The sequence below is a fragment of the Flavobacterium fluvii genome (assembly GCF_900129545.1).
In the GTDB taxonomy this organism is placed as follows: domain Bacteria; phylum Bacteroidota; class Bacteroidia; order Flavobacteriales; family Flavobacteriaceae; genus Flavobacterium; species Flavobacterium fluvii.
This window is the reverse complement of record NZ_FQWB01000001.1, coordinates 696,862-710,753: the sequence shown is the minus strand read 5'-3', so window position 1 is coordinate 710,753 and position 13,892 is coordinate 696,862. Positions and strand designations below refer to the sequence as shown.

9 protein-coding genes and 1 tRNA gene are annotated in these 13,892 nt (G+C 39.7%); 6 read left to right on the top strand and 4 right to left on the bottom strand.

Annotated elements, in window-relative coordinates; all coding sequences use genetic code 11:
- Window positions 1–6: 6 nt before the first annotated feature.
- The 5 genes from BUC16_RS03010 to BUC16_RS02990 are packed head-to-tail and all read left to right on the top strand — an operon-like array spanning window position 7 to window position 7,116.
- Entirely contained in the window at window positions 7–1,398 is a 1,392-nt protein-coding gene (locus BUC16_RS03010; protein WP_073367829.1) for an MFS transporter, read from the top strand.
- Window positions 1,399–1,422: 24 nt separating this feature from the next.
- On the top strand, window positions 1,423–2,616 hold the full coding sequence (locus BUC16_RS03005) for a glycoside hydrolase family 130 protein (RefSeq protein WP_073367827.1): 1,194 nt from the start codon (window positions 1,423–1,425) through the stop codon (window positions 2,614–2,616).
- 2 nt (window positions 2,617–2,618) lie between these two features.
- Window positions 2,619–3,809, top strand: a complete 1,191-nt coding sequence (locus BUC16_RS03000) for an AGE family epimerase/isomerase (protein WP_073367826.1) — start codon at window positions 2,619–2,621, stop codon at window positions 3,807–3,809.
- A gap of 29 nt (window positions 3,810–3,838) precedes the next feature.
- Complete coding sequence (locus BUC16_RS02995) at window positions 3,839–5,128, top strand: glycoside hydrolase 5 family protein (RefSeq protein WP_073367824.1); 1,290 nt, start codon at window positions 3,839–3,841, stop codon at window positions 5,126–5,128.
- Window positions 5,128–7,116, top strand: coding sequence for a retaining alpha-galactosidase (locus BUC16_RS02990; RefSeq protein WP_073367823.1), 1,989 nt, complete (start codon window positions 5,128–5,130; stop codon window positions 7,114–7,116). Before BUC16_RS02995 ends, BUC16_RS02990 begins: the two co-directional genes overlap by 1 nt.
- A gap of 61 nt (window positions 7,117–7,177) precedes the next feature.
- Here the strand turns inward: BUC16_RS02990 and BUC16_RS02985 are convergent, their stop codons facing one another.
- The 4 genes from BUC16_RS02985 to BUC16_RS02970 form a co-directional block, all read right to left on the bottom strand.
- Window positions 7,178–8,137, bottom strand: a complete 960-nt coding sequence (locus BUC16_RS02985; RefSeq protein ID WP_073367821.1) for an aldo/keto reductase — start codon at window positions 8,135–8,137, stop codon at window positions 7,178–7,180.
- Window positions 8,138–8,339: 202 nt separating this feature from the next.
- Window positions 8,340–10,634 carry a beta-glucosidase BglX gene (gene bglX / locus BUC16_RS02980; protein WP_073367820.1) on the bottom strand — a complete coding sequence of 765 codons (2,295 nt, stop codon included), beginning with the start codon at window positions 10,632–10,634 and terminating at the stop codon, window positions 8,340–8,342.
- A gap of 106 nt (window positions 10,635–10,740) precedes the next feature.
- Window positions 10,741–12,120 carry a sialate O-acetylesterase gene (locus tag BUC16_RS02975; protein ID WP_073367818.1) on the bottom strand — a complete coding sequence of 460 codons (1,380 nt, stop codon included), beginning with the start codon at window positions 12,118–12,120 and terminating at the stop codon, window positions 10,741–10,743.
- Entirely contained in the window at window positions 12,110–13,207 is a 1,098-nt protein-coding gene (locus tag BUC16_RS02970) for an SGNH/GDSL hydrolase family protein (RefSeq protein WP_073367817.1), read from the bottom strand. Before BUC16_RS02970 ends, BUC16_RS02975 begins: the two co-directional genes overlap by 11 nt.
- Before the next feature lie 302 nt (window positions 13,208–13,509).
- Between BUC16_RS02970 and BUC16_RS02965 the strand changes: the two genes are divergently transcribed.
- Window positions 13,510–13,581: transfer RNA gene (locus tag BUC16_RS02965), tRNA-Arg, on the top strand.
- The last annotated feature ends 311 nt before the right edge of the window (window positions 13,582–13,892 follow it).

Sequence of the window (13,892 nt, the reverse complement as noted above, 5' to 3'; positions counted from 1 at the left end):
CAAAAAATGCAAGACAAAGTTAGCTTAAAAGAAAAAATTGGTTACGGATTGGGAGATGCCGCCTCCTCGATGTTTTGGAAAATATTCAGCATGTATCTCATGTTTTTTTATACCGATGTTTTCGGAATGGCACCCGCCGTTGTTGGAACCATGTTCTTGATTACACGGATTTGGGATTCTTGTTTTGACCCATTTGTCGGAATTATGGCAGACCGAACCAAAACGCGTTGGGGCAAATTCAGGCCTTATCTTTTATGGACAGCCATTCCATTTGCATTGATAGGCATCCTGACTTTTTACACGCCCGATTTTGACGAAAAAGGAAAAATAATTTATGCTTACGTAACCTATTCGTTGATGATGATGATCTATTCCATCATCAATGTTCCTTATGCTTCCTTGCTTGGAGTAATGTCATCGGACAGAAAAGAAAGAACGACGCTTTCTTCTTATCGAATGGTTTTTGCCTTTGGCGGAAGTCTTTTGGCTCTTTGGTTGATAGAACCTTTGGTAACCCATTTTGGAGGCAATCTTAATTCCAAAACCGGTTGGTTATACACCATAATTGTTTTCGGAATCATAACTACTACCTTCTTTTGGTCTTGTTTTATCTTGACCAAAGAAAGGGTGGAACCTATTTCTGACGAAAAACCAAACTTGAAAGAAGATTTAAACGACCTCTTGAAAAACAAGCCTTGGTGGATTCTTTTAGGTGCGGGAATCGGCGCATTGATTTTTAATTCCATTCGTGATGGAGCTGCGGTTTATTATTTCAAATACTATGTGAGCAGCACGGTAAGCTACAGTTTCAATGCTTTTGGAGAGAATTTTGCCATGACGCCCACTTCCTTATACTTTGTTTTAGGGCAAGCAGCCAATATTGTCGGAGTAATTGCAGCCACCCCGATTGCCAATAAAATAGGCAAAAAAAACACCTTTTTCGGAGCAATGGCAATGGCGGCTGTTCTAAGCGTCATCTTCTATTTTCTTGGAAAAGAAGACGTGCTGCTGATTATGGTTTTCCAAGTACTGATCAGCATTTGCGCGGGTTGCATCTTCCCGTTAATCTGGTCCATGTATGCCGACAGTGCTGATTATTCAGAATGGAAACAAGGAAGAAGAGCCACGGGACTTGTTTTTTCCGCTTCCTCGATGTCGCAAAAATTTGGATGGACAATTGGTGGAGCCGCAACAGGATGGCTTTTGGGATATTACGGCTTTCAAGCCAATGTGGAACAAACTGCGGTAACCCAAAACGGAATCCAGTTGATGTTGAGCATTCTTCCGGCAACGGCAGCGGCAATTTCGGTACTTTTCATACTATTCTATCCGCTCACCGAAGAAAAACTGGAAACAATTGGACACGAATTAAACGACAAAAGAAATACAGCAAATTAATATTCGATTTTAGCACTATCATACATGAATACAACAACTCCAAATACAGCCTTCGAGAAAAGAAAAACTGAAATTCAAAAAGAGTTTCAACAACTAATCGAGAAAAAAAACGAACCTCAATCCGTTGTGGGAAATGGCATTTTCAACAGATATAAAAATCCCGTCCTGACACGGAATCATGCCCCTATTGAATGGCGTTATGATTTGAACCAAGCCACGAACCCTTTTTTGATGGAGCGCATCAGCATCAATGCAGCCTTTAATGCCGGAGCAATGAAATGGAAAAACGGCTATGTTCTTGTCGCCCGTGTGGAAGGCGTGGACAGAAAATCGTTTTTTGCCATTGCCGAAAGCCCGAATGGAGTTGATAATTTCCAGTTTTGGGAAAAGCCTTGCGTGATTCCACAAACCGAAGAACCAGACACCAATGTGTATGACATGCGTTTGACCAATCACGAAGACGGTTGGATTTACGGCATTTTTTGCACCGAAAGAAAAGACCCGAAAGCCCCAAAAGGCAATACCAGTTCGGCTATTGCCAATGCGGGAATTGTGCGCACCAAAGATTTAATCAATTGGGAACGCTTACCAGATTTGATTTCGAACACGGGCCAACAAAGAAACGTGGTCTTGCATCCTGAATTCGTAAAAGGAAAATATGCCTTGTACACTCGACCACAAGACGGATTTATCGATGTGGGAAGTGGCGGTGGAATTGGATTGGGCTATATCGACGACATGAAAAACCCTGTTGTAATAGACGAGCAAATTATTTTCGGAAAACAATACCATACCATTTATGAACTAAAAAATGGTTTGGGACCGGCACCAATTAAAACCAAAAAAGGTTGGCTACATTTGGCACACGGCGTAAGAAACACGGCAGCCGGATTGCGCTATACCCTTTACATATTCATGACCGATTTGAATGACATTTCAAAAGTAACCCATGTTCCTGCAGGACATTTTATGGCTCCTGAAGGTTCAGAAAGAGTTGGCGACGTGTCGAATGTGTTGTTTTCGAATGGCTGGATTGCTGACGAAAATGATGCCGTTTTAATCTATTACGCTTCCTCGGACACCAGAATGCACGTGGCTGTTTCCTCTGTTGAAAAATTAGTGGATTATGTGATGAATACGCCTCAAGACACCTTTATATCCGCAGGTTCCGTGAACAATATTATTGCACAAGTCAACAAAAACAAAGAAATTAAATAATAGTGCCCGACAAATTAAAAAATCTTAAAACCGAATTAACCACTGAACTCGACAACATTCTCGAGTATTGGTCAAAGCAGGCTATTGACCAAAAAAATGGCGGTTTTATTGGTCAAATAGATGGCAACGAATACAAAAATTTTGAAGCTGAAAAAGGTTCCGTTTTAAACGCACGAATACTTTGGTCATTTTCTGCGGCATACAAAATCATTAAAGACGATGCATATAAAAAAATTGCCAAAAAAGCTTTTGAATTTATCATAGAGTATTTTTATGATTCGGAATTTGGTGGAATTTATTGGAGCATCAACGCCGATACTTCTCCAAAAGACACCAAAAACCAAATTTATGCCCTGGCTTTTACCATTTATGGAATGACCGAATATTATGCCATTTCCAAAGACGAAAAAGCATTGCAATTGGCCATTTCATTATACAAAAAAATTCAAGAATACAGTTGCGATCCAATCCACAAAGGCTATTTCGAAGCTTTTACCCGCGATTGGCAACCTATCGAAGATTTGCGTTTGAGCGACAAGGATGCCAACGAAAAAAAGACAATGAATACCCATTTGCATATTGTCGAAGGCTATGCGAATTTGTACAAAGTCTGGAAAGACGAAACCTTGAAAAAGGATATTGTCGAATTGCTCGAAGTCATTGAAACGCATTTTATTAACGAAGAAACAGGACATTTACGATTGTTTTTTGACGAAAACTGGGTCGAAAAACCGGACGTGATTTCGTATGGACACGACATCGAAGCCGCTTGGTTGTTATTGCAATGTGCCGAAATTTCTGGAGACAAAGCTTTAATCGAACGCTACAAAAAATACGCCATCCAAATGACCGATGCGACCATTGAAGGCATTGATCAAGATGGCGGACTTTGGTACGAATTGGAACCGGAACACAACAAATTGATTGCCGAAAAACATTGGTGGCCACAAGCCGAACTAATGATTGGTTTTTTCAACGCCTACGAACTTACCGGCAACGAAAACTACCTCGACATCGTCTTGAAAAATTGGGAATTTGTAAAAAATCATCTTCTCGACAAACAAAATGGCGAATGGTTTTGGGGTGTTTATGAAGATTATTCGTTGATCGAAAAAGACAAAGCCGGTTTCTGGAAATGTCCGTACCACAATAGCAGGGCTTGCATCGAATTGATTCACAGAATCAAGAATTAATTTTATATTACCCTAATTAATTGAAACAAATGAAATATTCCATCTTCACATTTCTACTCGTCTTCTTTTTAACCACCATAGGTTATTCCCAAAAACAGCAACCTAGAATCACGGTCAAAGGAACCCAATTTTTCAAAGGAAATCAACCCTATTCCTATATTGGAACCAATTATTGGTACGGAAGTTTATTGGCTTCCAAGAAAGTGGGCGACCGAAAAAGACTGTTGCGGGAACTGGATTTGATGCAAAAAAACGGCATTGACAACCTGCGAATTTTGGTGGGTGCCGATGGCGGAAAATACGACTTCACAGTTCGTCCCGCTTTGCAATACGAACAAGGAAAATACGACCAAGACTTGCTGGACGGATTGGATTTCTTGATTGCCGAAATGGGCAAACGCAAGATGTACGCCGTTTTGTATTTGACCAACAACTGGGAATGGTCCGGTGGAATGTCACAATATCTGGAATGGTCTGGAAAAGGTCCAATTCCTGTTCCGGCAATCCCACCAAATACTTGGCCGCAGTATATGTCTTACACCGAAAAATTCCACAGTTGCGAACCTTGCATGGAAGCCCTGAACAATCACGTGAAGTTTATCATGACGAGAACAAACACCTACACCAAAAGAAAATATACCGAGGACAACACCATTATGGCTTGGCAAGTGGGCAACGAACCTCGACTTTTTACGGTGGAAAACGAAGCAAAATTTACTCTTTGGCTCAACAACATTGTCAACTTGATGGATAGCTTGGACAAAAACCATTTGATTTCTACCGGTTCCGAAGGTTTGAATAGTTCGAACGACAAGATAGAAATTTTCGAAAGAACGCATCAAAACCCGAATATCGATTATTTGACGATGCACATTTGGCCCAAAAACTGGAATTGGTACAAAGCCGAAGATGCCGAAAAAACTTTGCCAACTACATTGGAAAATGCAGGGAAATATATTGATGCTCACATCAAAGTAGCGCAAAATCTGAAAAGACCCATCATCATTGAAGAATTTGGTTTGCCAAGAGAAAACGAAAGCTTGGTTTCCAGTTCACCTGTTGCCAATCGAGATGTTTTTTACAATTATGTATTTAATAGAATCCTGGAAAGTCGCAACAATAATGGTCCATTGCAAGCGGCTAATTTTTGGGGATTTGGTGGCGAAGGAAAAGCCGTTACCCCAGACGGGAAATGGAAGCCCGGAGATCCCTTGACCACCGATCCACCGCAAGAACCACAAGGTTTGAACAGTGTTTTTTCTTCGGATAAATCGACTTTGGAAATCGTGAAAAAGTACAATTCTAAATTCAAAAATTAATGAGGCAAACTATCTCGTTACTCTTTGCGCTATTTCTCTTCAATCTTTCTTTTGCCCAAAAGAAACAAGACTTCAGCTTGAATTCCCCAAACGGAAAAATTCAAGCTGCGATTGCCGTCAATGACAAAATAACTTGGACTGTTTCGCATGAAAAAGATGTTGTTTTGGCTCCATCGTCAATGTCATTGACGATTGGCGAAAATGAAGTTTTAGGAAAGAATACAGTTGTTTTAAACTCGAAAAAAGAGACAGTTGACACTTCATTTGAATCTCCTTTTTACAAAAAAAAATCGGTTAAAAACAATTACAATCAGCTGACATTAAACTTTAAAAATGATTTCAGCATTGAATATCGCGCTTTTGATGATGGAGTTACCTATCGTTTTATCACTAAAAAGAAAAAGGACATAACTGTAAAAAACGAAGAAGTAGTTTTAAATTTCAATCAGGATTACAATACGCTGATGCCGTATGTCCGCGATTTAAGAAACCCGAAAGACCCTTATATTTCTTCATTCGAATCGCATTACGAAAACAAAAAAATCAGCGAATTTGCCAAAGATACTTTAGCATTTTTACCGTTTTTGATTGATTATAAAAATCATAAAAAAGCTGTTTTTCTCGAAGCCAATCTTCAAGATTATCCTGGATTGTTTGTAACCAACAACAATTCCAAGTCAGGTTTTGAAAGTCGTTTTTCCAAATATCCCTTGCAGGAAAAAAATGGTGGATTCAACAACATCAACCGATTGATTACCGAAAGAGCCGATTATTTGGTTAAAACCAAAGGAACACGAAACTTCCCCTGGAGAATTGTAGTAATCTCGGAAAATGACGCAGCATTAGCCAATAACGACATAGTCCAAAAATTATCTGAACCGACTAAAATTAAAGACATTAGCTGGATAAAACCAGGAAAAGTGGCTTGGGATTGGTGGAATGACTGGAGCATTTACAATATCGATTTTAAAGCCGGAATCAATACCCAAACCTATAAATACTACATTGATTTTGCTTCCAAAAACAAAGTGGAATACGTGGTTTTGGACGAAGGTTGGAGTCTTGAAGAAGACATCATGAAACACAACCCAAATGTGGACTTGGAAGTTTTAATCGCTTATGGAAAAGAACGAAATGTGGGGATTATTTTGTGGAGTTCCTGGATGGCTTTGACCAAAAACACGGATGGAATTCTGAAAAATTATGCCAGCTTGGGAATCAAAGGATTTAAAGTTGATTTTCTGGATCGCGACGATGCCAAAATGGTGAATTCAGTTTATGACATTGCGCAAAAAGCAGCCGACAATAAATTGCTTTTGGATTTTCACGGCATGTACAAACCAACAGGAATTCAACGTACTTTTCCAAATATTCTAAATTTTGAAGGAGTAAAAGGATTGGAAAACAATAAATGGACGCCAAATGATGATGTCCCAACTTACGATTGCTCTATTCCGTTTATCAGAATGATGGCTGGTCCAATGGATTATACGCCAGGAGCGATGCGCAATGCAACCAAAAGCGAATTCAAACCCAGTCACTCGAACCCGGTAAGCCAAGGAACAAGATGCCATCAATTGGCATTATACACCATTTTTGAGGCGCCTTTGCAAATGATGGCCGATAGTCCAACAGCTTATATGAAAGAACAGGAAAGCACTGATTTCATTGCCAAAACACCGACCACTTTTGATGAAACAGTGACTTTGGATGGAGAAGTTGGAAAATTTGTGTCAATAGCTCGAAAAAAAGGGGTTACATGGTATTTGGGAGCAATCACGAATTGGAATTCCAGGGAAACAACAATTGATTTTTCATTCCTTGAAAAAGGCAAAAAATACGAAGCAGAAATTTTCTCTGACGGATTAAATGCTGACAAAGCAGCTGTAGATTACAAAAGGGAAATTATAACCGTAAATGCTGCCACTAAACTAAAATACCGATTAGCAAGCGGTGGCGGATTAGCAATGATTATTACGGCTAAATAAAAAAGGGAGCGAATTTTAGATTCGCTCCCTTTTTTATTATAATAGAATTTGTAAATAGATTTTACACAGACGCCAAGATAGCTTCAATCTTGTTCAATTCCGCTTGCGTAAAATCGATATTCCCCAAGGCATCGATATTGTTCTGCAATTGTCCCACCGAGCTGGCACCAATCAACACCGAGGTAATTCGGTTGTCTTTGAGTAACCAAGCCAAAGCCATTTGAGCCAAAGATTGGTTTCTTCCTTGTGCGATATCATTCAATGCCACTATTACCTTAATTTTTTCTTCCGTGATGTGTTCAGGTTTCAAAAAACTTCCTTTTGAAGCTCTCGAATTTTCGGGAATTCCTTTTAGATATCTATCGGTCAAAAGTCCTTGTGCCAATGGCGAAAAGGCGATGCAACCAATCCCTTTTTCTCCCAAAACATCCAGCAAACCTTCTTCGGGCGTACGAACAAACATCGAATATTTCACTTGATGAATCAAACAAGGCGTTCCCAATTCTTTTAAAATTGCTGCCGCTTCGGCGGTTTGTTCTGGAGGATAATTAGAAATTCCTGCGTACAAAGCTTTCCCGCTTCGAACGGCATAATCCAAGGCCGTCATCGTTTCTTCCAAAGGCGTTTCTGGGTCAAAACGGTGCGAATAGAAAATATCCACGTATTCCAAATCCATTCGTTTCAAACTTTGGTCCAAACTCGACAACATATACTTGCGAGAACCCCAGTCGCCATAAGGGCCATCCCACATAGTGTAACCCGCCTTGGTCGAAATCACGATTTCATCCCGAAGGTTTCCTTGAAAATTATTTTTGAGGATTTTACCAAAATTTGTTTCCGCCGAACCCGGAACCGGACCATAATTATTGGCCAAATCAAAATGGGTGATTCCTTTGTCAAAAGCGGCAACGGCAATACTTTCGGCATTTTCGAATGAATCCACCGAACCGAAATTATGCCATAATCCCAAGGAAATTTGCGGCAATTTCAAACCACTCTTTCCACATCTATTGTATTCCATTTGTATCAATTTAAGATTTGATATTCCGTTTTATAATGGGTAAAGTTCGCATTCATAAGTGTATAAAACAAATAAACCCGACCTGTTTTTAAATACAAATCGGGTTAAAAACATCTAGCGTTGTCATTTCGACGAAGGAGAAATCACATCAGTTGCTCTCGCTATGTGATTTCTCCTTCGTCGAAATGACAAAAAACTGGATTTACTCCAACTCAAAACTACTTTCCAAACCTTTGTCGGAGCTTCCTCCCACCATAATTTTGAACGTTCCCGATTCTACCAAATAATTGCCGTCGTTGTCAAAGAAACCCAGCTCTTTGTCGGTCAAAGTCAAGGTAACGGTTTTAGTTTCGCCTTTTTTCAATTCGATTAATTCAAAACCTTTCAATTCTTTTACCGGTCTTGCCAAGCTGGCGGCAACATCGTGAATGTACAATTGAACCACTTCTTTTCCATCGTAATTTCCGGAATTGGTCACCTCAACCGAAACTTTTACCGCTTCCCCTTTGGCGAAAGCCGTTTTATTGATTTTTAAATTTTTATAATCGAAAGTCGTGTAACTCAATCCAAATCCGAAAGGGAATTGCGGTGTTTTTTCCACATCGGTATAATGCGACCAAAACACATTTTTATCAACATTTGCCGGTCTTCCGGTATTGAAATGGTTATAATAAATTGGACATTGGCCCACATTTCTTGGAAATGACATCGGCAATTTTCCGCTTGGGTTATAATCGCCATACAAGACTTGCGCAACGGCATTTCCGGTTTGCGTTCCCAAATGCCAAGCCTCGACAATGGCAGGAATATGTTCAGCAGCCCAAGGCAAAGCCAAAGGTCTTCCGTTGTTTAAAACCAGCACAATATTGGGATTTACTTTGTAAATTTCTTCCAATAATTCTTGTTGGACACCCGGCAAATCCAGATTCGTCCTGCTGCGTCCTTCGCCAGACTGGAAACCCACTTCGCCCAAAACCATCACCACGACATCGGCGTTGGCCGCTGCTTTTTTGGCAGCATCAAAACCACTTTTGTCGGTGGTGTTGAAAACCAATTCGGCAACAAAAGACGTTTTTCCAATGGTTAAATCAGCTCCCTTTTCGAAAGTTAATTGATTGTCTTTGTACTGTTGCATTCCCTCCAAAACGGAAACGGCGGAATTGTCGTCGGCAGCAATTCTCCAACTTCCCAAAGGACTGTTTTTGTCATTGGCCAAAGCCCCAATCAAGGCGATTTTTTGTCCTGATTTTTTTAGCGGAAGTAAATTCTTGTCGTTTTTCAACAAGACGATCGATTTTTTGGCCATATCCAAAACCCCGTCGTTGTTGGCTTTGTTGCCAATGATGGCTTTTTCTCTTTTCTCGTCACAATATCTGTATGGATCGTCAAACAAACCCAATTCGAATTTTACCCGAAGAATTCTTCGAACGGCATCGTCAACCAAAGTTTCTTTTACTTTTCCTTCTTTGACCAATTTTACCAATTCGGCTACATACAAATACGATTCCATGTCCATGTCCGATCCCGCTTTTACGGCTTTTTCCGAAGCTTCGGCTCCATCTTTGGCAAAACCGTGCGAAATCATTTCTCGAATTGATGCCCAATCGGTAATCACGAATCCGTCAAATTTCCATTTTCCTTTCAAGATGTCTCTTTGCAAAAAGGGGCTTCCAGTTGCAGGAATGCCGTTCAGGATATTGAAGGAATTCATGTAGGTACGAACTCCGGCATCATTCGCCGCTTTGAATGGTGGCAAAACAGTATTGTAAAGCGTTGCATTACCGATGTCAACGGTATTGTATTCTTTTCCAGCTTCGGCAAAACCGTAGGCAGCAAAATGTTTGGCACAAGCCGCAATGGTATTTACTTTCGCTAAATCGGCCCTGGTTTCTCCTTGAAAACCTTTGACTCTAGCCGTTGCAATTTTGCTTCCCAGAAAAGGATCTTCGCCGGAACCTTCCATCACTCTTCCCCAACGTGCCTCGCGGGAAATATCGACCATTGGACCAAAAGTCCAGTTGATTCCCGATGCCGAGGCTTCGTCTGCTGCAATACTGGCCGATTTTTTGATGGCTTCCAAATCCCAACTCGCGGCTTCTGCCAACGGAATTGGACTCAAAGTTTTATAACCGTGAATCACGTCAAAACCTATAATTAATGGAATTCCCAATCGGGTTTCCTCGACGGCTATTTTTTGTACGGCACGCACTTCTTTCACTCCACGAACCGTCAGCATGGAACCCACCCAACCGTCTCGCAAATGTTTGTATTTCAATTCGGCATTTCCTCCTTTTGGTGCTGGGCCCGTTACTTCCCAAAAACCGTTGTATTGGTTCATTTGTCCCACTTTTTCTTCGAGTGTCATTTCTTTCATCAACAGAGAAATGCGTTCTTCAATGGGTTTTGTTTTGTCTAAATGTGGTTTTTTTTGTGCGTTCATGGTTCCAATGGTAATCAGGCTAAAAACTCCTGCGATGATTAATTTTTTATTTTTCATAGTTTTGGTTTAATATCCTGCAAGGTTTTAAAAACTTGCAGGTGTTTTTGTTATGTAAATTATTAAACCTACAAGGTTCAAAAAAAACCTTGCAGGACGACTAAAATTATTCGCTAATAAAAGACGAAGCGGGCAAATCAGCTTTATTAAAAAGTTGGGATTGGGCGTTGTTTTTCCAAGCAAAACGCACTTTTACGGGGTTTTTCACTTTATCCGATTGTAAAACCACGGTATTGTTTTTGAGAATTGCCGCAGCTTCATAAAAAATGCCGTCTGCGCCTGCAATTTCAAATTGATTGAATTTAGGATTCGAAAAATGCAATCCATCGGCAAAATCGAAGGCAACCACGACTTTGTTTTTTTCGATTTTAATTCCTTTGTAAAGTGGCCCGTTTACCAATGCAGTATTGGTTTTATAGGTATTGGCCAAAGCCAAGTTCGCCAAACGCGTTCCCACCGATTTCTTGTCTTTTGGATGAATGTCGTCAACAGGCGAAATGTCGCTGGTGATTGCCATTCCGGTATTGGGAACTTCTTGCAACACTTTTCGTTGGGCATCGCGGATGATGGCGCCACCAAAATGATTTTCACCATAATTGAAAGGTGCAATCTGCGCATAATAAAAAGGGAAATCGGATTTCCACAATTTTCTCCAAGAGGTGATTAGTGCAGAAAAAGTTTTGTCGTAAACCGTTGAACCCACATTGCTTTCACCTTGGTACCAAATCACGCCCGCAATTTTGAATCCCGTCAAAGGATAAATCATCGCATTGAAAGCGCGTCCCGGTTGGTTGGGGCCATATCTTTCTTCTTTTCTGGTTTTGGCAGCTTCCAATAAAACGGCATCGTTTTGAATCACTTCTTCCGGCATCCAAATCTCGGCAGGTGTTCCTCCCCAATTGGAAGAAATCAAACCAATGGGCACGTTTTTTAAATCTTCCTGCAAACGTTTAGCAAAAAAATAACCCACGGCACTGAAATATTTCATTGTTTCGGGTGTGCATTCTGTCCAGTTTCCAGAAAGATTGTTTTGGGGAGTTGTAGCCGTCAATTTTGGAACGGTGAAAAATCGAATGTTGGGATTTGTGGCATTTTTTACGACTTCATCGCCGTTTTCAATTCCCCAACTGGCGTTCATTTCCATATTGGATTGACCGGAACAAATCCAGACTTCGCCAATCAAGATGTTTTTCAAGACAATTTCGTTGTAGCCTTTTATTGAAATAGTAAATGGCCCACCTTCTTTTGGAGTGGGAATATTGATCTCCCATTTGGCCTGATTGCTGGCATTGATTTTATAGGTTTGATTGTTCCAACTTGGCGTAATCACCACTTCTTCCTGTGAATTCGCCCAACCCCAAATAGTGACTTCGGTGTTGCGTTGCAAAACCATGTTGTCAGAAAACACATTCGGCAGCGTAACATTGGCGAAAGCCGTATTATAAAATGTAAGGAAAACAACAAATGCGATTATATTATTTTTCATTTAATAGTTGTTTAAAATATGGAATTAATTGGTCTGCCATTACTTTATCATCGGCAATATCGGGATGATAGCCACAACCTTTGGGTACCATTGATTGGAATTCAAACAAGGCAATTGGTTTGTGAACTTTGTCATTTTCGAAAGCTTTAATGACTTTTTTCAAACAATTTACCATAGTCACATTTCGATCTCCAGAAACCATTGGGCTGTTGAGCAAAACAATTCGAGTATTGGGAGCGTGTTTGTATACGGTTTTGATGAAATCAATGTAATTTGAAACGTATTTTTCTTCGTTGAACGGCAATCTCGGTTTTTTGCCATCACCTTCCGAAAGGTCGTTTGTTCCCAGACAAATGCTCACTAAATCGGGTTGGAATTTAAAATCATAGGGTTTTGAACTGTCTTTATCGAGATATAAATTTTCATAAACATCTGGGATAATGGGTTCCTCAAGATGCTCGTCATTCCAGTTGCGATACATTCCGTAACCGGACACCGAGCTCAATACATAATCGATGTCCAAAGCCCTGGAAAGTACCGGGCCATAAGCCCAATAGGCATTGTGTTGATCATACCATTCTCCACTGCCGCAAGGAATTGTTGTGGCATCATTTCCAAAACCGCTAGTGATGGAATCGCCTATGAGTTCGATTTTCTTTTTGGATTTAGGTGTTGGACTCTCTATCAATTTGGCTGTAGTTCCAGCAAATAAAACTCCTCCATTGGCCGCTTCGGTAGCTTTATAAATGGCGAGATGATGCGTGTCCTTCTTTTCGGAAACCACAACTGGAAAGGATTTTATTTCCCCCTTTTCGATTCGGATTCTTCCAATGTATTTTCCATCCAACTCCAAGGAAACATAATTTTGGTGATCCACCAGACTTTGCAAGGATATGGAACAGGAATTTCCCTTGAAATCAAACGAAACCGAAGAAGCAGCACCAATTAATATGGCTTTATGATCTTGCATTTTTTCCACTCTTCCCTGATATTGAAAAAACAATTGCGCCTCCTCTTTTTTTTGGGCAAGGGAGACTAATGTAAAGGAAATCAATAAAATTACAAGCTGAATTTTTCTAAAAATCATATTTTATGGTCTTAAATTGAGATTATATTAATCTTGTAAATATAAAATATTAATAATCTTAAAAAGATACTAAACTGTCAAATTATAATCGAATACTATCTTTTACCCGGTGTAGACATCAATGACTTTCAGCAGTGTTTTTGGACTTTAAAATTTCCAAAATCAGTGTTTAAAATCGAGTCAAATCATTCTTTTTAGAGTATTCGATTCGAATAAATTTGATACATTTGTGAGCCAAAACCAAAGCAAGCTGCATTGCATAAAGCCCAAAAAAAGGGCATAAATTAGAATTATTGTTTTTTAGCCCCGTAGTTCAACGGATAGAATGGGAGTTTCCTAAACTTTTGATCCGAGTTCGATTCTCGGCGGGGCTACAATTTAAAAAGACCTTCAAATGATGGTCTTTTTTTTTATGACCATCTGCCTCGTTTCCTTCAAAAAATATACTGTTCAACAAAAACAAATGTTTTAACAACACCCCTCGCAAAAAAGAGCCTATATTTATACCAATTTCTTGTTTTTTCACACATACCCCTATTAAAAAATGGGTTATTTGTTGTTTTTAGTCTTTTTAGAATTGCAGAATTGAAAAAACGAGATTAAAAAAAAATAAAATCGTCAAAAATAACTGTCATAACAACGAATATGGCATAAGTTGTCAAATATTCAACAAAAAAGACATTAC